Here is a 20,348-nt window from a genome sequence, read left to right on the forward strand (position 1 = left end):
AATGAGTTATGGGGTTTGATCAGATACGTCAGCGCCGTTTGTCTGACGATATTGTCGAGCGACTTGAGGGGATGATCCTTGAGGGCACGCTGAAGTCCGGTGAGCGGTTGCCGGCGGAGCGCACGCTGGCAGAACAATTTGGCGTATCACGGCCTTCGCTGCGTGAAGCGATCCAGAAACTGGCGGCCAAAGGTCTGCTAATCAGTCGTCAGGGCGGCGGCAACTATGTCGTGGAAAGCCTCGGCTCGACGTTCAGTGATCCGCTGCTGCAGTTGCTCGAAAGCAATCCTGAAGCACAGCGCGATCTACTGGAGTTTCGGCATACTTTGGAGGCATCGTGCGCCTATTACGCCGCATTGCGCGCCACCGATGTCGATCGTGAGCGACTGACCGCCGCGTTTGAAGAGCTGCAGGACTGCTATTCGCGGCACGATGAAGTCAGTCGGGCGGAGGAGGGCGCGGCGGATGCGAAATTCCACTTGGCGATTGCCGAAGCCAGCCATAACGCGGTGTTGCTGCACACCATTCGCGGACTGTTCGATCTGCTTAAGCGCAACGTCGTCACCAACATCGGCGGCATGTACAAGCAGCGCACGGAAACCCGCGACATGCTGATCACCCAGCATCGGGAATTGTATCTGGCGATTATTGAAGGTCGCGCGGAGCAGGCGCGAGAAGTCTCCAGCCGACATATCTTGTATGTGCAGGAAGTGCTGGAAGAGGTGCGGCAAGAGGTTCAGCGCATGGCCCGGGCGGAGCGGCGCAAGGGGATGTGATTTTCAAAGCAAAAGATCGCAGCCTGCGACAGCGCCTACATTGGAATATGTATTCCCCTGTAGGCGCTGTCGCAGGCCGCGATCTTTGCTTTCGGGGGGAAGACTAGTCTTCCTTGCCCTTGTTGCGCACCGCACGCTGCAGTTCGCGACCGGCATCGCGCTCGCGCTCGGTATCACGCTTGTCGTATTCCTTCTTGCCCTTGCCCAGAGCAATTTCGCACTTGACCATGTGCTTGCTCCAGTACCAGGACAGGCAGACGCAGGCGTAACCCTTTTGCTGCACAGCGGCGGCGAGCTTTTCCAGCTCGCGGCGGTTGAGCAGCAATTTGCGTGTGCGCACCGGGTCAGCGATGACGTGGGTACTTGCGGTCATCAGAGGCGTGATGTGGCTGCCGAGCAACCATGCTTCGCCATCCTTGAGCAGGACATAGCTGTCGACCAGCTGTAGCTTGCTTGCCCGCAGACTTTTTACTTCCCAGCCGGCCAGGACCAGACCAGCCTCGAACTTGTGCTCGATGAAGTAATCGTGTCGCGCCTTTTTGTTCTGCGCGATGGTCCCTGTTGGGTGTTTCTTCTGTTTAGCCATAGGGGCGGCATTATATGGAGATAAACCGCCGTCGGCTACGGTGTTGCTGCGTGCTTGAGCAGGTTGAGTGAATCCCGGACAATGCGGCCTCTTTTTCTAACGCTTGGGCGTGATAAACGATGTCGACAGACAAGGTTTCTGTCCACGGCAGTTGGGCTAGCCGCTGGGTATTCATACTCGCCGCGACCGGTTCGGCCGTGGGACTGGGTAGTATCTGGAAGTTCCCCTACATGGTCGGGGTCTACGGCGGCGGCGCCTTTGTGCTGATGTTTCTGGCGTGCATCGCGCTGATCGGCATCCCGGTTATGCTCGCTGAAACCCTGATCGGCCGGCGCGCCCGCCAGAGTCCGGCGAACGCCTTGAAGGTGCTGGCGCTGGAAGCCGGGCACTCGGGCAAATGGTCGTGGGGCGCATTTGCCGGGATGATCACAGCGTTGTTGATCCTGTCTTTCTATAGTGTGGTCGGCGGCTGGTCGCTGGACTACATCGTCGACATGGGCCGCGGCGACTTCCAGGGCGCCACGGCCGATCAGGTCGGCGCCTATTTCGGTAATGTCATCTCCAATCCATGGCGTCTGACACTTTGGCATACGATTTTCATGCTGCTGTCGGCCTTCGTCATCGCCAAGGGCGTGGTCGCCGGGCTTGAGCGCAGCCTGCGCATCATGATGCCGCTGCTGTTCGTGATGATTCTGGTGTTGCTGGGTTACAGCATGACCACCGGGCATTTCATGGAGGGCGTGCATTTCATGTTTGACTTCCACCCGGAAAAAGTCCTCGACGGCTTGTTGCCGGCCATGGGGCACGCGTTCTTCTCGCTGAGCGTCGGTGTCGGTTCGATCATGATCTACGGTGCTTATATGCCGAAGAGCTCATCGTTGTCGGGCACCGTTGTCGGTGTGGCGCTGCTCGATACCTTTGTTTCGCTGATCGCCGGTCTGGCCTTGTTCCCGATTGTATTTGCCGGAGGCCTGAACCCTAGCGAAGGACCGGGGCTGATGTTCGTCAGTCTGCCATTTGCCTTTGGTAATGTGGCGTTCGGGCAGTTGATGGGCGTGGTGTTCTTTGTGCTGGTGGCGATCGCTGCCTGGAGCTCGGCGATCTCCCTTCTGGAACCGATGGTTGCCTACTTGGTTGAGCGCACCAAAGTCAGCCGCGCGTGGGTGACTTTCTGGCTTGCCTTCACTTGCTGGTTCGTCGGTCTGGGCACGGTGTTCTCCTTCAATATCTGGAAGGAAGCCAAATTTTTCGTGAACGAAGGCGGGATGTTCCATCTCTACCAATGGGGGGCGCAGAGCGGTCTGGACTTCTTTGGTGTGATCGATTTCTTCACCTCACGGATCATGCTGCCGCTCGGTGGCTTGTGTTTCGTGCTGTTTGCCGGATGGGTGATGGGGCGTGAAGCGGTACGCGACGAGTTGTCGATCCGCAATCCGCTACTGTTCGCCCTGTCTTTGTTCTTGATGCGCTACGTGGCGCCCATCGGCATTCTTGTAGTGTTTGCCGCTCAGCTCTGGAAGTAACGCTCACATGACGACACATATTCAACGATCGGCGTTGCTGCCGTACCCGGCGCAATTTCTCTATGACCTGGTCAACGACGTGGCGCGCTACCCGGAATTTCTGCCGTGGTGCTCCTCGGCGGAAGTGCTGGAAAGCTCGCCGGAGCATATGCGCGCCAGTGTTGGCGTAGCCAAGGGCGGGCTCAGTCAGCATTTCGTGACGCGTAATACGCTGGTGCCGGGGCAGTCGATTGAAATGAACCTGGAAGAAGGCCCGTTCAATCAGTTGCACGGTGTGTGGGTGTTCAAGGTATTGAACGAGAAGGCCTGCAAGATCAGTCTGGATCTGTCGTTCGATTACGCCGGACCGCTGGTGCGCGCGACGCTGGGGCCGCTGTTCAATCAGGCGGCCAATACGCTGGTGGACGCGTTCTGTCAGCGCGCCAAGCAGATGCATGGTTGAGCCGGTGATCGAGATAGAGGTGGTATACGCGGCGGTGGATCGTCAGGTATTGCGCTCGTTCAGTGTCAATGAAGGTGCGACGGTGCGGGCTGCGGTGCTTGCGTCGGGTATCGCTAGCGAGTTTCCCGAGTTGAATCTGGCGGAGTGCCCGCTGGGCATCTTTGGCAAAGTGGTTGCTGACCCGGACTCGCGGGTTATTCAGGCAGGGGAGCGCATCGAGATTTACCGCCCATTGCTTGCCGATCCGAAAGAGGTTCGACGCTTGCGAGCGGCCAAGGCTGCCGAGGCCAAAGCGCGAAACGCGTAAAAAGCCAAATCGCAGGCAATAAAAAACCCGGAATTTCCGGGTTTTTTATTGCGTCGCAAATTATTGCGGCGAGGTGTCCAGCGGCTCTGGTGTTGGAACCGGAACGGTTTCCACACCATCGACGTCCTTCTGGATCTGATCCAGCAAGGAACCTGGCTTGACCGGTTTTTCCGGTTTTGGCTTCTCGGCGTTTTCAGCAGGAGCGGTCACGGTCGTGCCATTGTCCTTGCCGAGAATGGCTTCATCACGGCTTACGCCCGGCATAAAGTCACCGGACAGGCTGACAAGCTGGTCGTTTGAGTTGAAAATAACGCTGATGCGTTCCTGTTGGCGTTCACCGCCACCCGGTTGCAGGCTGTACAGATAATCCCAGCGATCGGCATGGAACGTGTCGACAAGCAGAGGGTTACCCATGATAAACCGTACTTGCGGCCGGGTCATTCCCGGGCGTAACTGGTCTATCATGTCCTGCGTGACGACATTGCCCTGCTGGATGTCGATTTTGTAAACCCCGGGGAATGAACAACCGGCGAGTGCGAGCAGTCCCACAAAGGTGAAACTGGTTAGCAAGAGCTTGGTGTTTTGCATCGGTGGGCGACTTCCACTATCTTGGCTGGGACAACGTAAACGCCGATCATACCCGCATTAAGAGAAGCTGCGAAGCAGCATCGCGAGAAAGCTGACCATGGTTGAAAATAGCGAACTACGCAAAGCCGGCCTCAAAGTGACCCTGCCACGGGTCAAGATCCTGCAAATGCTCGACTCTACAGAGCAGCGTCACATGAGTGCCGAGGACGTCTACAAGGCGTTGATGGAGGCTGGTGAGGACGTCGGTCTGGCCACGGTTTACCGTGTTCTGACCCAGTTCGAAGCGGCTGGCCTCGTGGTCCGTCACAACTTCGACGGCGGCCATGCGGTATTCGAATTGGCCGACGGTGGCCACCACGACCATATGGTCAACGTGGAAACCGGTGAAGTCGTCGAATTCGTCAGCCCGGAAATCGAAAAGCTCCAGAAGGCAATTGCCGAGGAGCACGGTGTTGATCTGGTAGATCACAATCTGGTGCTGTACGTGCGCAAGAAAAAGTAAGCATGTCGCGCGAATTTCACATTCGCGAAACGAACGAAGGCGACCCAAGGGTCGCCTTCGTGCTTTCTGTCATTGCTAAACCTTGGCAGTGACCACCATTTTTTTCGCGTGGGCCAGGGATTCCTTGGTCAGATCGATGCCGCCGAGCATCCGTGCCACTTCTTCTATACGGTCATTCTTGCTCAGTTTGGAAACGGCAGTGTGCGTTGCCTCTTCACCGCGCACCTTGTGCACGAACAGATGCTGATGGCCTTGCGCGGCCACTTGCGGCAAGTGCGTGACAGTCAGTACCTGGCCGCGATCGCCGAGACGGCGCAACAGTTGGCCGACAATTTCTGCGGTCGGGCCACCGATGCCGACGTCCACTTCGTCGAATACCAGCGTCGGAACACGGGATGTCTGTGCGGTGATGACCTGAATCGCCAGGCTGATCCGTGACAGCTCACCGCCGGAAGCGACTTTCGCCAGCGCCTTCAGCGGCTGGCCCGGGTTGGCGCTGACCAGCAATTCGACCTGTTCCAGCCCGTTGGGCAATAACTCGTCGCTGCTGTTGGCCTTCAATTCGATGGTGAAGCGACCCCCCGGCATGCCCAGTCGCTGAATTTCCTGCTCAACAGCACTGGCGAGACTGCCGGCGGCCTGATGACGCAAATCGCTCAGTTCTCGGGCTTTCTCCTGATAGTGGCGGGCGTAGGAGGCCAATTCTTCACCCAGGCGCTCAATGGATTCGTCATTGGCGTTGAGGGTTTCGATCTCATCCAGCAGTTTCTGCTGCATTTCGCCGACTTCGGTGGGTTGAATCCGGTGTTTGCGCGCCAGGGTATAAATAGCGTCGAGACGTTCTTCCAGATATTGCAGGCGCGCCGGATCGGCATCGAAGTTATCGAGGAAGCGATTGAGTTCGCCAACGGCTTCTTCGACCTGAATCTGTGCGCTGGTGAGCAAACTGCTCGCTTCGCCCAGTGCGCCAACGGAATTGTTCACGCTCGACAGGCGATTGAGGCTGGCAGTCAGTGCATTCAATACATTGCCGGAATCGCTTTCGCTGCATTGTTCGACCACTTGCCGACAAATGCCCAGCAAGGTTTCGGCGTTGGTCAGGTTTTTGTGTTCCTGCTCAAGTTGCTCCAGCTCGTTATCACCGAGGCCGAGGTTTTCCAGCTCTTCAAGTTGATAGCTCAGCAATTGATGGCGGGCGCGTTGTTCGTCGCCGGAATTGGAGAGGCGCTCCAGCTCCTGGCGAGTCTGGCGCCAGCGCTGGGCGGCGAGCTGAACCTGGCGGGCCAGGTCGGTAGCGCCGGCGTACTCGTCCAGCAGGCGGCGGTGAGTATCGGTTTTCAGCAGGGACTGGTGTTCATGCTGGCTATGGATATCGATCAACAACTCGCCCAATGACTTGAGGTCGCCGAGCGGGCAGGGGGTGCCGTTGATGTAGCCGCGTGAACGACCTTCGGAGGTGATCACCCGGCGCAGAATGCACGGGCCGTCGGTCTCCAGGTCACGCTCGGCCAGCCATGCGCTGGCTTCAGGGATGTCCGCCAGATCGAAGGTCGCGAGGATGTCGGCCTTGTCGGCGCCGGGGCGCACCACGCCGCTGTCGGCACGATCGCCGAGGGTCAGGCCCAGCGCGTCGAGCATGATCGACTTGCCGGCGCCGGTTTCACCCGTGATCACGCTCATCCCGCGATCAAGTTCGAGATCGAGATGTTCAACGATGGCGTAGTTATGTACGGACAGGTGCACCAGCATAAAGGCCGCTCCCAAGCTAAAGGTCTGGTTATTTATACAGTGTTTTGTTTCGCGCTGACAATGCCCTCCCTTAGGTCGATTTGCTTGAACCGAAAATCTGCTTAGTGCATTGAGGAATGAAGATTCGACACTTTTTTGTAGGGTTAATGTTTGAAGGCCCTTGAAGCCTGATTTTGCGGCCCCATATATCGGGGCAGAAGCGCGAGTCAGGCTCGCGGACGAAATTGAAAGGAGAATTCTATGGCTGACGAACAGACAGTAGATACGCAAAACCCAGAAGCCAATCAGGCGCCCGAAGGTTCGGGTGATGACCTGGCGACCCGTGTACAAGTGCTCGAAGAGCAATTGGCCGCCGCGCAGGATCAATCTCTGCGTGTTGCTGCCGATCTGCAGAACGTCCGTCGCCGTGCCGAGCAGGACGTCGAGAAGGCGCACAAGTTTGCCCTGGAAAAATTCGCTGGCGACCTATTGCCGATCGTCGACAGCCTGGAGCGCGGCCTCGAGCTGTCGAACCCGGACGACGAAAGCATTCGTCCGATGCGCGAAGGCATCGAGCTGACGCTGAAAATGTTCCATGACACCCTCAAGCGTTATCAGCTGGAAGCGATCGATCCGCACGGCGAACCGTTCAACGCCGTTCAGCATCAGGCGATGGCCATGCAAGAAAGCGCCGACGTAGAACCGAACAGCGTTCTGAAGGTGTTCCAGAAGGGCTACCAGCTCAACGGTCGCCTGCTGCGTCCGGCCATGGTTGTGGTCAGCAAGGCGCCTGCGCCAATTTCGCCTTCGATTGACGAGAAGGCTTGAAATTAGCCGCAAGGCCCCCATTTAGAAGTCAAGCGTTTAAGTATTACCGCAGTCAGCCACCACTGCTGCGGCAAAAAAATCCAAAGTTTCGGGAGAGTTAACATGGGCAAAATTATCGGTATCGACCTGGGGACTACCAACTCCTGCGTCTCCGTGCTGGAAAACGGCAAAGCAAAAGTTATTGAAAACGCTGAAGGCGCGCGTACCACGCCGTCGATCATCGCTTACGCCAACGATGGCGAAATTCTGGTAGGTCAGTCGGCCAAGCGTCAGGCTGTGACCAACCCGCACAACACTCTGTACGCGGTGAAGCGTCTGATCGGTCGTCGTTTCGACGAAGAAGTTGTGCAGAAAGACATCCAGATGGTCCCTTACAAGATCGTCAAGGCTGACAACAACGACGCCTGGGTTGAAGTGAACGGCCAGAAAATGGCACCGCCACAAATCTCGGCTGAAATTCTGAAGAAGATGAAGAAGACCGCCGAAGACTACCTCGGCGAGACCGTGACCGAAGCGGTGATCACCGTTCCGGCCTACTTCAACGACAGCCAGCGTCAGGCGACCAAAGACGCCGGCCGCATCGCTGGTCTGGACGTAAAACGCATCATCAACGAACCGACCGCAGCTGCTCTGGCTTACGGTATGGACAAGGCCAAGGGCGATCACACCGTGATCGTTTATGACCTGGGTGGCGGTACTTTCGACGTTTCCGTGATCGAGATCGCTGAAGTTGATGGCGAGCACCAGTTCGAAGTTCTGGCCACCAACGGTGACACGTTCCTCGGCGGTGAAGACTTCGACATTCGTCTGATCGACTACCTCGTTGACGAATTCAAGAAAGAAAGCGGCATGAACCTCAAAGGTGACCCGCTGGCCATGCAGCGCCTGAAAGAAGCCGCTGAGAAAGCCAAGATCGAACTGTCGTCCGCTCAGTCGACCGACGTCAACCTGCCGTACATCACTGCAGACGCGACCGGTCCTAAGCACCTGAACGTGAAGATCTCGCGTGCCAAGCTCGAAGCACTGGTTGAAGACCTGGTTCAGCGCACCATCGAACCTTGCCGCATCGCCATGAAAGACGCCGGTCTGGACGTTGGCGCGATCAACGACGTGATTCTGGTCGGTGGTCAGACCCGTATGCCGCTGGTACAGAAGCTGGTTACCGATTTCTTCGGTAAAGAAGCTCGTAAAGACGTTAACCCGGACGAAGCTGTTGCCATGGGTGCTGCGATTCAGGGCGCTGTTCTGGCTGGTGACGTGAAAGACGTTCTGCTGCTCGACGTCAGCCCGCTGACCCTGGGTATCGAAACCATGGGTGGCGTGATGACCGCGCTGATCGAGAAAAACACCACGATTCCTACCAAGAAATCGCAAGTGTTCTCGACTGCTGACGACAACCAGGGCGCTGTGACCATTCACGTTCTGCAGGGCGAGCGTAAGCAAGCCACTCAGAACAAGTCCCTGGGCAAGTTCGACCTGGCCGACATTCCACCTGCTCCACGTGGCGTGCCGCAGATCGAAGTGACCTTCGACATCGACGCTAACGGCATCCTGCACGTTGGTGCGAAAGACAAGGCCACCGGCAAGACCCAGTCGATCGTGATCAAGGCCAACTCCGGTCTGTCCGACGAAGAAATCGAGCGCATGGTGCGTGACGCCGAAGCCAACGCTGAGGAAGACCGCAAGTTCGAAGAGCTGGCCGCTGCCCGTAACCAGGGTGACGCACTGGTTCACTCGACGCGCAAAATGATTGCTGATGCGGGCGACAAAGTCACCGCCGAAGAGAAGACTGCGATCGAGGCTGCTGTGGTTGCTCTGGAAGCCGCTGTCAAAGGCGACGACAAGGCCGCTATCGAAGCCAAGGTTGAAGAGCTGTCGAAAGTCTCCGCTCCGGTTGCTCAGAAGATGTACGCCGAACAGGCGCAGCCAGCTGATGGCGCAGCCCCGCAAGGCGAATCGGCTGAGAAGGCTGACGACGTTGTCGATGCAGAGTTCGAAGAAGTCAAAGACCACAAGTAAGTTGTTGGTCGGCCGGTTGACTGCCTTTAGGCAGTGACTGGTAGGATGTCGCCGCGCGGGAGCTAGCTCCCGCGTTGGCGTATCTGGAATACGCGAATTTTTACAGCATGCGACAAGGTTCGGATGTTGGCGGTATGGCCGGGAATGCTCCTGCTTTTCGCGCCGCAAGTACCGCAAGAAACAAAGACCAGGATCGTTGAATTGACGTGAGTTGGGTCCGGGCCTGTATTGGGGCTCAACGAGTTTGGCCATCCTCAGGAGGGGTTTGCCGAACGTCCTCAAGAGTGCAGAAGACTTATGGCAAAGCGTGACTATTACGAAGTGTTGGGTGTTGAGCGCGGCTCAAGCGAGGCGGAGCTGAAGAAGGCCTATCGCCGCCTGGCGATGAAACACCACCCGGACCGTAATCCCGGTGACAAAGCGTCGGAAGATATGTTCAAGGAGGCCAATGAGGCCTACGAAGTACTGTCCGACTCGAGCAAGCGTGCGGCGTACGACCAGTATGGTCATGCCGGCGTCGACCCGAGCATGGGTGGCGGTGGCGCCGGTTTCGGCGGTCAGAACTTCTCGGACATCTTCGGTGATGTCTTCAGTGATTTCTTCGGTGGCGGTCGCGGCGGTTCCCGTGGCGGCGCTCAGCGTGGCAGCGACTTGCGCTACACCCTGGAACTGAATCTGGAAGAAGCAGTGCGCGGCACGTCGGTGAATATCCGTGTTCCGACACTGGTCAACTGCAAGCCGTGCGACGGTTCGGGTGCCAAGAAAGGCTCGTCGCCATCGACCTGCCCGACCTGCGGCGGCATCGGTCAGGTGCGCATGCAGCAGGGCTTCTTCTCGGTGCAGCAAACCTGCCCGCGTTGCCATGGTCAGGGCAAGATCATTTCCGATCCGTGCGATTCCTGCCACGGTGACGGTCGCGTTGAAGAGTACAAAACCCTGTCGGTCAAAGTGCCGGCCGGCGTCGATACCGGTGACCGCATTCGTCTGTCCGGCGAAGGCGAAGCGGGTACGCAGGGCGGCCCGACGGGCGACCTGTATGTGGTTATCAATGTCCGCGAGCACGACATCTTCCAGCGCGATGGCAAGCATCTGTTCTGCGAAGTGCCGATCAGCTTCGTTGATGCGGCGCTGGGCGGCGAGCTGGAAATTCCGACCCTCGACGGTCGCGTCAAACTGAAAATCCCTGAAGGCACCCAGACCGGCAAGCAGTTCCGCGTACGCGGTAAAGGCGTGGCGCCGGTACGTGGCGGCGGTGCGGGCGATCTGATGTGCCGCGTTGCGGTCGAAACTCCGGTCAATCTGAATCGTCGTCAGCGCGAACTGCTGGAAGAATTCCGCAGCTCGCTGGCCGACGACAATAGCCACTCGCCGAAAACCACCGGTTGGTTCGACGGCGTGAAGCGCTTCTTCGGCGATCTGTAAGGAGTCGGCATGCGACGTATAGCTGTGATGGGCGCTGCTGGGCGCATGGGTAAGATTCTGGTCGAGGCCGTGCAGCAGCGCGCGCCGCTGACCGGTTTGACCGCCGCGGTGGTTCGTCCTGGCAGCACGCTGATCGGCGTCGATGCGGGGGAGCTGGCCTCGCTGGGGCGTATCGGTGTGCCGCTGTCCGGGCATATCGAAGCTGTGGCTGAAGAGTTCGATGTGTTGATCGACTTCACGCTGCCGGAAGTGATGCTGAAAAACCTCGCGTTCTGCCGCAAGGCCGGCAAGGCCATGGTCATTGGTACCACCGGGCTGGACGCGGCGCAGAAGCAGTTGCTGGCCGACGCGGGCAAAGATATTCCGATCGTGTTCGCGGCCAACTTCAGTGTCGGCGTCAATCTGTCGCTGAAGCTGCTCGACATGGCGGCGCGCGTGCTGGGTGATGATGCGGATATCGAAATCATCGAAGCCCATCACCGGCACAAGATCGATGCGCCGTCGGGTACGGCGTTGCGCATGGGTGAAGTGATTGCCAGTGCGCTTGATCGTGATTTACAGAAAGTCGCGGTGTACGGTCGTGAGGGTCATACCGGCGCTCGTGAGCGTGAAACCATCGGTTTTGCCACTGTGCGTGGTGGTGATGTGGTCGGTGATCACACCGTGTTGTTCGCCTGCGAAGGTGAGCGCCTGGAGATCACGCACAAGGCGTCTAGCCGTATGACGTTCGCCAAGGGCGCGGTGCGTGCCGCGATGTGGCTGGATGGTCGCGAGCCGGGTCTGTACGACATGCAAGACGTGCTCGACCTGCGTTGATACACTGCTGAACCCGGCGCAAACGCCCTGTTTGCGCTGGTTTTTCTCCGCTTGGCGACGACCTGTCGCATTCTCCGGCCTTTTCGGCTCTTTAGCGGTGGACCAAAAAAGCCTTTTTCTGTAAGCTACAGCTTTAGTGTGTCCACTAAAAGCGCGCAGAATAATTCAGTGAAGAAGCGGGGTGACGTGTCCATACGTCACTCCGCTTTTTTACAACCTGCGATCGCCCTTTCATGCGTTATTTACGGGAGGTCTTCTTGACTAAGCCAGCCATACTTGCCCTTGCTGATGGCAGCATTTTTCGCGGCGAAGCCATTGGTGCCGACGGTCAAACCGTTGGTGAGGTGGTGTTCAACACCGCAATGACCGGCTATCAGGAAATCCTTACCGATCCTTCCTACGCCCAACAGATCGTTACCCTGACTTACCCGCACATCGGCAACACCGGCACCACGCCGGAAGATGCCGAGTCCGACCGCGTCTGGTCCGCTGGCCTGGTCATTCGTGACCTGCCGCTGGTAGCGAGCAACTGGCGTAACACGATGTCCCTGTCCGACTACCTGAAAGCCAACAACGTTGTGGCAATCGCCGGTATCGACACCCGTCGCCTGACCCGCATCCTGCGTGAAAAAGGCGCACAGAACGGCTGCATCATGGCCGGCGACAACATCTCCGAAGAAGCGGCCATCGCCGCTGCGCAAGGCTTCCCGGGCCTGAAAGGCATGGATCTGGCGAAAGTCGTCAGCACCAAGACTCAATACGAGTGGCGCTCGACTGTCTGGGATCTGAAAACCGACAGCCACGCGACCATCGACGCTTCCGAGCTGCCTTACCACGTGGTTGCCTACGACTACGGCGTCAAGGTCAACATCCTGCGCATGCTGGTTGAGCGCGGCTGCCGCGTCACCGTCGTACCTGCGCAGACGCCTGCCGCTGATGTGCTGGCACTGAAGCCGGACGGCGTGTTCCTGTCCAACGGCCCTGGTGATCCGGAGCCATGCGACTACGCGATCAAGGCGATCAAGGAAGTCCTGGAAACCGAAATTCCGGTATTCGGCATCTGCCTCGGTCACCAACTGCTGGCTCTGGCCTCCGGCGCCAAGACCCTGAAAATGGGCCACGGCCACCACGGTGCTAACCACCCAGTGCAGGATCTGGACACGGGCGTCGTGATGATCACCAGCCAGAACCACGGTTTCGCGGTAGACGAAGAAACCCTGCCAGTCAACGTGCGTGCGATCCACAAATCGCTGTTCGACGGCACCCTGCAAGGCATCGAGCGCACCGACAAGAGCGCGTTCAGCTTCCAGGGCCACCCTGAAGCGAGCCCGGGCCCGAACGATGTCGCGCCACTGTTCGACCGCTTCATCAACGAGATGGCCAAGCGACGCTAAGCGTTCGCCTTGAGACTGTAGAGAGAAGCCCTCGAGGGCGGCCCCGACACCGGTGGCCCCCTCGAGACTTCAGAAATCGATCAAGACGGCTTGCCGACTGACCTGCGGATTTGAGTGACAAACCCATGCCAAAACGTACAGACATTAAAAGCATCCTGATTCTCGGCGCTGGCCCGATCGTTATCGGCCAGGCCTGCGAATTCGACTACTCCGGCGCGCAGGCCTGTAAAGCCCTGCGCGAAGAGGGTTACCGCGTCATCCTGGTGAACTCCAACCCGGCCACCATCATGACCGACCCGGACATGGCCGACGCGACCTACATCGAGCCGATCAAGTGGCAGACCGTTGCCAAGATCATCGAAAAAGAACGCCCGGACGCCGTGCTGCCAACCATGGGCGGCCAGACTGCTCTGAACTGCGCCCTGGATCTGGAGCGCGAAGGCGTTCTGGAGAAGTTCGGCGTAGAAATGATCGGCGCCAACGCTGACACCATCGACAAGGCTGAAGACCGTTCGCGTTTCGACAAGGCGATGAAGTCCATCGGCCTGGCGTGCCCGCGTTCCGGTATCGCCCACAGCATGGAAGAAGCCAACGCGGTTCTCGAAACCCTGGGTTTCCCGTGCATCATCCGTCCGTCCTTCACCATGGGCGGCACCGGTGGCGGTATCGCGTACAACCGTGAAGAGTTCGAAGAAATCTGCGCCCGTGGTCTGGACCTGTCGCCGACCAAAGAGCTGCTGATCGACGAATCGCTGATCGGCTGGAAAGAATATGAAATGGAAGTTGTCCGCGACAAAAAGGACAACTGCATCATCGTCTGCTCGATCGAAAACTTCGACCCGATGGGCGTGCACACCGGTGACTCGATCACCGTGGCTCCAGCACAAACCCTGACCGACAAGGAATACCAGATCCTGCGTAACGCCTCGCTGGCGGTACTGCGTGAGATCGGCGTCGAGACTGGCGGTTCCAACGTGCAATTCGGTATCTGCCCGAACACTGGCCGCATGGTCGTGATCGAAATGAACCCGCGCGTATCGCGTTCCTCGGCACTGGCTTCGAAAGCCACCGGTTTCCCGATCGCCAAAGTCGCGGCCAAACTGGCTGTGGGTTACACCCTCGACGAACTGTCGAACGACATCACCGGCGGCAAGACCCCGGCGTCCTTCGAACCGTCGATCGACTACGTCGTCACCAAGCTGCCACGTTTCGCCTTCGAGAAATTCGCCAAGGCTGACGCACGCCTGACCACGCAAATGAAGTCGGTTGGTGAAGTCATGGCCATCGGCCGTACCTTCCAGGAATCCCTGCAGAAAGCCCTTCGCGGTCTGGAAGTCGGCGTTTGCGGTCTGGACGAGAAGCTCGACCTGAGCAACCCGGAAAGCATGAGCGTGCTCAAGCGCGAACTGACCGTGCCGGGCGCCGAGCGTATCTGGTACGTGGCGGATGCTTTCCGCGCTGGCCTGTCGGTCGAAGACATCTTCGGCATGAACATGATCGACCCGTGGTTCCTGGTGCAGATCGAAGATCTGATCAAGGAAGAAGAGAAGGTCAAGACCCTCGGTCTGTCCGCTATCGACCGCGACCTGATGTTCAAGCTCAAGCGTAAAGGCTTCTCCGATCAGCGTCTGGCCAAACTGTTGGGCGTGACCGAGAAGAACCTGCGCACTCATCGCCAGAAGCTGGAAGTGTTCCCGGTCTACAAGCGCGTTGACACCTGCGCCGCCGAGTTCGCCACTGACACCGCTTACCTCTACTCCACCTACGAGGAAGAGTGCGAAGCTGCGCCGTCGGGTCGCGACAAGATCATGATTCTGGGCGGTGGTCCGAACCGTATCGGCCAGGGCATCGAGTTCGACTACTGCTGCGTTCACGCTGCTCTCGCCCTGCGCGAAGACGGCTACGAAACCATCATGGTCAACTGCAACCCGGAAACCGTTTCCACCGACTACGACACTTCCGACCGTCTGTACTTCGAACCGGTAACTCTGGAAGACGTGCTGGAAATCTGCCGCGTCGAGAAGCCGAAAGGCGTGATCGTCCAGTACGGCGGTCAGACTCCGCTGAAACTGGCTCGTGCCCTGGAAGCCGCTGGCGTGCCGATCATCGGCACCAGCCCGGACGCCATCGACCGCGCTGAAGACCGCGAGCGTTTCCAGCAAATGGTTGAGCGCCTGAACCTGCGTCAGCCGCCAAACGCCACTGTGCGCAGCGAAGACGAAGCTGTTCGTGCCGCCGCGAAAATCGGTTACCCGCTGGTGGTGCGCCCGTCCTATGTACTGGGCGGCCGTGCGATGGAAATCGTTTACAAGGAAGACGAGCTCAAGCGTTACCTGCGTGACGCGGTGCAAGTGTCCAACGACAGCCCTGTGCTGCTCGACCACTTCCTCAACTGCGCCATCGAAATGGACGTGGATGCGGTCTGTGACGGCAAAGACGTGGTGATCGGCGCGATCATGCAGCACATCGAACAGGCTGGCGTTCACTCCGGTGACTCCGCGTGCTCGCTGCCGCCGTACTCGCTGCCGGCGCACATCCAGGACGAGATGCGCGAACAGGTCAAGAAAATGGCTCTGGAACTGGGCGTTGTCGGCCTGATGAACGTGCAGTTGGCGCTGCAAGGCGAAGACATCTACGTCATCGAAGTCAACCCGCGCGCTTCCCGTACCGTACCGTTCGTATCGAAGTGCATCGGTGTCTCCCTGGCGATGATCGCTGCCCGCGTGATGGCCGGTAAGACCCTGAAAGAAATCGGCTTCACCAAAGAAATCATCCCGAACTTCTATAGCGTGAAAGAGGCGGTGTTCCCGTTCGCCAAGTTCCCTGGCGTTGACCCGATTCTCGGCCCAGAGATGAAGTCGACCGGTGAAGTGATGGGCGTCGGCGACACCTTCGGTGAAGCATTCGCCAAAGCCCAGATGGGCGCCAGCGAAGTGCTGCCGACCGGCGGTACAGCATTCATCAGCGTGCGTGACGACGACAAGCCACTGGTTGCAGGCGTGGCCCGCGATCTGATCAACTTGGGCTTCGAAGTGGTAGCCACTGCCGGCACTGCCAAGCTGATCGAAGCCGCAGGTCTGAAAGTGCGCCGTGTGAACAAAGTGACTGAGGGTCGTCCGCACGTGGTCGACATGATCAAGAATGACGAAGTCACCCTGATCATCAACACCACTGAAGGTCGTCAGTCGATCGCTGATTCGTACTCCATTCGTCGTAATGCCTTGCAGCACAAGATTTACTGCACAACCACTATTGCTGCTGGCGAAGCTATCTGTGAAGCGCTGAAGTTCGGTCCTGAAAAAACCGTGCGCCGCTTGCAGGATCTACACGCAGGATTGAAGGCATGATCAAATACCCAATGACCGTCCAGGGCGCCAAAGCCCTGGAAGAAGAACACGCTCACCTGACCAAGGTCGTCCGTCCGAAGCTCAGCCAGGACATTGGTACGGCTCGCGAGTTGGGTGACTTGAAGGAAAACGCTGAATACCATGCTGCCCGCGAACAGCAAGGCATGGTCGAGGCGCGGATTCGTGATATCGAAGGCCGGATTCAGAATCAGGTCATCATCGATGTCACGACCATTCCGCACACTGGCAAAGTGATTTTCGGTACCACCGTCGAAATCGCCAACGTCGAGACTGACGAAAGCGTCACTTACCACATCGTGGGTGAGGATGAGGCTGACTTCAAACTTGGCAAGATTTCGGTCGGCTCGCCTTTGGCCCGTGCCTTGATTGGCAAGGAAGAGGGCGATGTGGTCGCCGTGAAAACGCCAAGCGGCGTGATCGAGTACGAGATTGTCGAAGTCCGTCACATCTGAAAAAGGGCGCCCGCTGCATGCGGGCGCCATGCTTTGGCAGCTGACCCAGATGCTTTGGGTTGGCGGTCTATGGCTGATTCATCTCGGTTTGCAGCCGGCGTTGGGCAAGATTGGCCTGGCACCGCTGCTGATCGATGAGGTGGCCAGTGCATTCGAAGTGCTAGTGGTGGGATTCGCCGCCGCATGCGTGATCTTTCAGGCGCTGGTGCTGGTTCAAGCTGAGGGTCTTGCCAGTCTATGGCGGGATTTTCGCGGGCAGGTGTTGCTGATGGCGTTGTATGCGTGTGCGATGTTTGTCGCAGTGCGTGTCGGCTGGCCGGATGCGCAGCGCTGGCAGGTCTTCAGTTATCTGGTTCTGGGCTTTTCCGGGCTGGTGCTGGTGATGCAGCCGGTGCCGGGATGGAGTGGCAGGGTGCGCGAAGCACACCCTTGACCCTTGTCATCACTTGAAGCGATGAACGTTCGACAGCTGCTTGTTGACGCTGAAGTTCTTGCGGTAAACCAGTGCCATCTTGCCGATGACCTGTACCAGGTCCGCTTTGCCGACCTTGCACAGTTCTGCGATATGCGCCAGGCGCGACTCGCGATCTAGGATGTTGAGCTTGATCTTGATCAGCTCGTGGTCCGCCAAAGCGCGTTCAAGTTCGGCTAAAACACCTTCAGTCAAACCGTTGTCAGCCACCGTCAAAACCGGTTTCAGGTGGTGGCCAATGGATTTGTACTGTTTCTTCTGCTCTGGAGTGAGCGGCATAATCTGACCCTTTCGTCTGGATTCTGTAAAATGGCGGCCATTTTACCCGAGGGCTCGTGGATCCGCCCAATTAATCACGACCCTAATCATCGAGGTGCCCAATGGCGCGTTCCAAGACAAGCCTTGGTTGGCTGAAACGACATGTCAACGATCCCTATGTGAAGCAAGCACAGAAGGATGGCTACCGCTCGCGTGCGAGCTACAAACTTCTGGAGATCCAGGAGAAATACAAGCTGATCCGTCCCGGTATGAGCGTTGTCGACCTGGGTGCTGCGCCCGGTGGCTGGTCGCAGGTGACTAGCCGGCTGATCGGTGGTCAGGGACGTCTGATCGCCTCGGACATCCTGGAAATGGACAGCATTCCGGACGTGACTTTCATTCAGGGCGATTTCACCGAGGATGAAGTGCTCGGGCGGATTCTAGAAGCCGTGGGTAATTCGCAGGTGGACCTTGTGATTTCCGATATGGCCCCCAATATGAGTGGTACGCCTGAAGTGGATATGCCGAAAGCCATGTTCCTTTGCGAGTTGGCGCTTGATCTGGCGGAACGGATCCTCAAGCCGGGTGGAAATTTTGTGATCAAGATTTTTCAGGGCGAAGGGTTTGATGTTTACCTGAAGGATGCTCGGAAGAAATTCGACAAGATTCAGATGATCAAGCCAGACTCTTCCCGTGGCAGTTCCCGTGAGCAATACATGTTGGCTTGGGGCTACCGCGGTCGTAGCGAGTAAAACGAGGTTTTTTGGTGGGGTGATAGGTTTTTCGTATTTCGCTCCGCGTGCATAAGCGAATATTGTGTAGAAAGTGTTTCACAAAGGGTTACAGACGGCGCCTGCCAGAGTTGTAGGTAATGTAGTAAGTTAGGCCGGTGAATATCATGCGAAGCGCGCGCCAGTAGCGGAGCTTGCTTCAGAGGGTAGTTAATTGAACGATATGGCAAAGAATCTGATCCTGTGGTTGATCATCGCGGCTGTCCTGGTGACGGTGATGAACAACTTCTCCAGCCCTAACGAGCCGCAGACCCTCAACTATTCCGACTTCATCCAGCAGGTCAAGGATGGCAAGGTCGAGCGCGTAGCCGTTGATGGTTATGTGATTACCGGCAAGCGCAATGATGGCGATAGCTTCAAGACCATTCGTCCGGCAATCCAGGACAATGGCCTGATCGGCGACCTGGTCGACAACCATGTTGTGGTTGAAGGCAAGCAGCCTGAGCAGCAAAGCATCTGGACCCAATTGCTGGTAGCCAGCTTCCCGATCCTGGTGATCATCGCGGTGTTCATGTTCTTCATGCGCCAGATGCAGGGCGGTGCCGGCGGCAAGGGCGGACCGATGAGCTTCGGCAAGAGCAAGGCGCGCCTGCTCTCCGAAGATCAGGTGAAAACCACTCTGGCTGACGTTGCCGGTTGCGACGAAGCCAAGGAAGAAGTCGGCGAGCTGGTTGAATTCCTCCGTGACCCGGGCAAGTTCCAGCGCCTGGGCGGTCGTATTCCTCGCGGTGTGCTGATGGTCGGTCCTCCGGGTACCGGTAAAACCTTGCTGGCCAAGGCGATTGCCGGCGAAGCCAAGGTTCCGTTCTTCACCATTTCCGGTTCTGACTTCGTCGAGATGTTCGTCGGTGTCGGTGCCAGCCGTGTTCGCGACATGTTCGAGCAGGCCAAGAAGCACGCTCCTTGCATCATCTTCATCGACGAAATCGACGCCGTCGGTCGCCATCGTGGCGCCGGCATGGGTGGCGGTCACGATGAGCGTGAGCAGACCCTCAACCAGTTGCTGGTTGAGATGGACGGCTTCGAAATGAACGATGGCATCATTGTTATCGCTGCAACCAACCGCCCAGACGTCCTCGACCCTGCGCTGCTGCGTCCGGGCCGTTTCGACCGTCAGGTTGTCGTTGGTCTGCCAGATATCCGTGGTCGTGAGCAAATCCTCAAAGTACACATGCGCAAAGTGCCAATGGGTGACGACGTCGCTCCGGCCGTTATCGCGCGTGGTACTCCGGGCTTCTCCGGTGCTGACCTGGCTAACCTGGTCAACGAAGCGTCTTTGTTCGCTGCACGTAGCGGCAAGCGCATCGTCGAAATGAAAGAGTTCGAACTGGCCAAAGACAAGATCATGATGGGCGCCGAGCGCAAATCCATGGTCATGTCCGAGAAAGAGAAGCAGAACACCGCTTATCACGAAGCTGGCCACGCCATTGTCGGTCGCGTCGTGCCTGAGCATGATCCGGTCTACAAGGTATCGATCATTCCGCGCGGTCGTGCGCTGGGTGTGACAATGTTCCTGCCGGAAGAAGATCGTTACAGTCTGTCCAAGCGTGCGCTGATCAGCCAGATCTGCTCGCTGTACGGTGGCCGTATCGCTGAGGAAATGACCCTCGGTTTCGACGGTGTGACCACCGGCGCTTCCAACGACATTATGCGTGCCAGTCAGATTGCGCGGAACATGGTCACCAAGTGGGGCCTGTCGGAAAAACTCGGTCCGTTGATGTACGCCGAAGAAGAGGGTGAAGTGTTCCTCGGTCGCGGCGGTGGCGGTCAGGCTGCCAGCTTCTCTGGTGAGACAGCCAAGCTGATCGACTCCGAAGTGCGCAGCATCATTGATCAGTGCTACGGCACGGCCAAACAGATTCTCACGGACAACCGTGACAAGCTTGATGCCATGGCTGATGCGTTGATGAAGTATGAAACGATCGACGCTGAACAGATCGACGACATCATGGCGGGTCGTACACCACGCGAGCCTCGTGATTGGTCGGGGGGCACTGGTACACCACCACCTCCGGTGGTTCGTGACGAGCGTCCGGAAACACCGATTGGCGGTCCGGCTGCTGACGTTTAAGGTTT

General features: G+C 58.0%; 19 protein-coding genes. 15 read left to right on the top strand and 4 right to left on the bottom strand.

What is annotated here, in order from left to right; translation table 11 throughout:
- Positions 1-8 precede the first annotated feature (8 nt).
- Positions 9-776, top strand: a complete 768-nt coding sequence (locus AC0ZWN_RS16385; protein ID WP_414926682.1) for an FCD domain-containing protein — start codon at positions 9-11, stop codon at positions 774-776.
- A 103-nt stretch (positions 777-879) separates the two neighbouring features.
- Here the strand turns inward: AC0ZWN_RS16385 and smpB are convergent, their stop codons facing one another.
- Entirely contained in the window at positions 880-1,362 is a 483-nt protein-coding gene (gene smpB / locus AC0ZWN_RS16390; protein WP_007915208.1) for an SsrA-binding protein SmpB, read from the bottom strand.
- 119 nt (positions 1,363-1,481) lie between these two features.
- On the opposite strand from smpB, the gene AC0ZWN_RS16395 reads away from it, so the two are divergent.
- The 3 genes from AC0ZWN_RS16395 to AC0ZWN_RS16405 are packed head-to-tail and all read left to right on the top strand — an operon-like array spanning position 1,482 to position 3,634.
- Complete coding sequence (locus AC0ZWN_RS16395) at positions 1,482-2,885, top strand: sodium-dependent transporter (protein WP_093435729.1); 1,404 nt, start codon at positions 1,482-1,484, stop codon at positions 2,883-2,885.
- 7 nt (positions 2,886-2,892) lie between these two features.
- The gene (locus AC0ZWN_RS16400; protein ID WP_016986510.1) at positions 2,893-3,327 is read left to right on the top strand and encodes a type II toxin-antitoxin system RatA family toxin; all 435 of its coding nucleotides are present in this window, start codon (positions 2,893-2,895) and stop codon (positions 3,325-3,327) included.
- Complete coding sequence (locus tag AC0ZWN_RS16405) at positions 3,320-3,634, top strand: RnfH family protein (protein ID WP_095049704.1); 315 nt, start codon at positions 3,320-3,322, stop codon at positions 3,632-3,634. Before AC0ZWN_RS16400 ends, AC0ZWN_RS16405 begins: the two co-directional genes overlap by 8 nt.
- Positions 3,635-3,694: 60 nt before the next feature.
- Here AC0ZWN_RS16405 and AC0ZWN_RS16410 read toward each other — a convergent pair whose 3' ends face one another.
- Positions 3,695-4,222, bottom strand: coding sequence for an outer membrane protein assembly factor BamE (locus AC0ZWN_RS16410; RefSeq protein ID WP_093435741.1), 528 nt, complete (start codon positions 4,220-4,222; stop codon positions 3,695-3,697).
- A 97-nt stretch (positions 4,223-4,319) separates the two neighbouring features.
- Between AC0ZWN_RS16410 and fur the strand changes: the two genes are divergently transcribed.
- Entirely contained in the window at positions 4,320-4,724 is a 405-nt protein-coding gene (gene fur, locus AC0ZWN_RS16415; protein ID WP_003221515.1) for a ferric iron uptake transcriptional regulator, read from the top strand.
- Between the two features lie 75 nt (positions 4,725-4,799).
- Here the strand turns inward: fur and recN are convergent, their stop codons facing one another.
- Positions 4,800-6,473 carry a DNA repair protein RecN gene (gene recN, locus AC0ZWN_RS16420; RefSeq protein ID WP_007915217.1) on the bottom strand — a complete coding sequence of 558 codons (1,674 nt, stop codon included), beginning with the start codon at positions 6,471-6,473 and terminating at the stop codon, positions 4,800-4,802.
- A gap of 240 nt (positions 6,474-6,713) precedes the next feature.
- Here recN and grpE point away from each other — a divergent pair, with 240 nt between their 5' ends.
- The 8 genes from grpE to AC0ZWN_RS16460 all read left to right on the top strand — a co-directional run bounded on the left by grpE (position 6,714) and on the right by AC0ZWN_RS16460 (position 17,184).
- Complete coding sequence (gene grpE / locus AC0ZWN_RS16425; protein ID WP_007915219.1) at positions 6,714-7,280, top strand: nucleotide exchange factor GrpE; 567 nt, start codon at positions 6,714-6,716, stop codon at positions 7,278-7,280.
- A 102-nt stretch (positions 7,281-7,382) separates the two neighbouring features.
- Positions 7,383-9,299 carry a molecular chaperone DnaK gene (gene dnaK / locus AC0ZWN_RS16430; protein WP_007915221.1) on the top strand — a complete coding sequence of 639 codons (1,917 nt, stop codon included), beginning with the start codon at positions 7,383-7,385 and terminating at the stop codon, positions 9,297-9,299.
- A 297-nt stretch (positions 9,300-9,596) separates the two neighbouring features.
- Entirely contained in the window at positions 9,597-10,721 is a 1,125-nt protein-coding gene (gene dnaJ, locus AC0ZWN_RS16435; protein ID WP_476335765.1) for a molecular chaperone DnaJ, read from the top strand.
- A 9-nt stretch (positions 10,722-10,730) separates the two neighbouring features.
- Positions 10,731-11,537, top strand: a complete 807-nt coding sequence (dapB, locus tag AC0ZWN_RS16440) for a 4-hydroxy-tetrahydrodipicolinate reductase (RefSeq protein WP_476335766.1) — start codon at positions 10,731-10,733, stop codon at positions 11,535-11,537.
- Between the two features lie 257 nt (positions 11,538-11,794).
- A complete protein-coding gene (gene carA / locus AC0ZWN_RS16445) occupies positions 11,795-12,931 on the top strand; it encodes a glutamine-hydrolyzing carbamoyl-phosphate synthase small subunit (protein WP_476335768.1) in 1,137 nt (378 codons plus the stop codon).
- Positions 12,932-13,056: 125 nt separating this feature from the next.
- The gene (carB, locus tag AC0ZWN_RS16450; RefSeq protein ID WP_007915231.1) at positions 13,057-16,278 is read left to right on the top strand and encodes a carbamoyl-phosphate synthase large subunit; all 3,222 of its coding nucleotides are present in this window, start codon (positions 13,057-13,059) and stop codon (positions 16,276-16,278) included.
- Positions 16,275-16,751 carry a transcription elongation factor GreA gene (gene greA / locus AC0ZWN_RS16455; RefSeq protein WP_003221530.1) on the top strand — a complete coding sequence of 159 codons (477 nt, stop codon included), beginning with the start codon at positions 16,275-16,277 and terminating at the stop codon, positions 16,749-16,751. Before carB ends, greA begins: the two co-directional genes overlap by 4 nt.
- Positions 16,752-16,779: 28 nt before the next feature.
- Positions 16,780-17,184: an MFS transporter gene (locus AC0ZWN_RS16460; protein ID WP_095049710.1), complete on the top strand. Its 405-nt coding sequence runs from the start codon at positions 16,780-16,782 to the stop codon at positions 17,182-17,184.
- Positions 17,185-17,193: 9 nt separating this feature from the next.
- On the opposite strand, the gene AC0ZWN_RS16465 is transcribed toward AC0ZWN_RS16460, so the two are convergent.
- A complete protein-coding gene (locus AC0ZWN_RS16465; protein ID WP_003221534.1) occupies positions 17,194-17,502 on the bottom strand; it encodes a YhbY family RNA-binding protein in 309 nt (102 codons plus the stop codon).
- A 101-nt stretch (positions 17,503-17,603) separates the two neighbouring features.
- On the opposite strand from AC0ZWN_RS16465, the gene rlmE reads away from it, so the two are divergent.
- Both rlmE and ftsH read left to right on the top strand, forming a co-directional pair.
- A complete protein-coding gene (gene rlmE, locus AC0ZWN_RS16470) occupies positions 17,604-18,233 on the top strand; it encodes a 23S rRNA (uridine(2552)-2'-O)-methyltransferase RlmE (protein ID WP_007915237.1) in 630 nt (209 codons plus the stop codon).
- Positions 18,234-18,435: 202 nt separating this feature from the next.
- Positions 18,436-20,343, top strand: coding sequence for an ATP-dependent zinc metalloprotease FtsH (gene ftsH / locus AC0ZWN_RS16475; protein WP_016986501.1), 1,908 nt, complete (start codon positions 18,436-18,438; stop codon positions 20,341-20,343).
- Positions 20,344-20,348: the final 5 nt, after the last annotated feature.

It is taken from the genome of Pseudomonas sp. 3B-A001-10F (assembly GCF_056313565.1).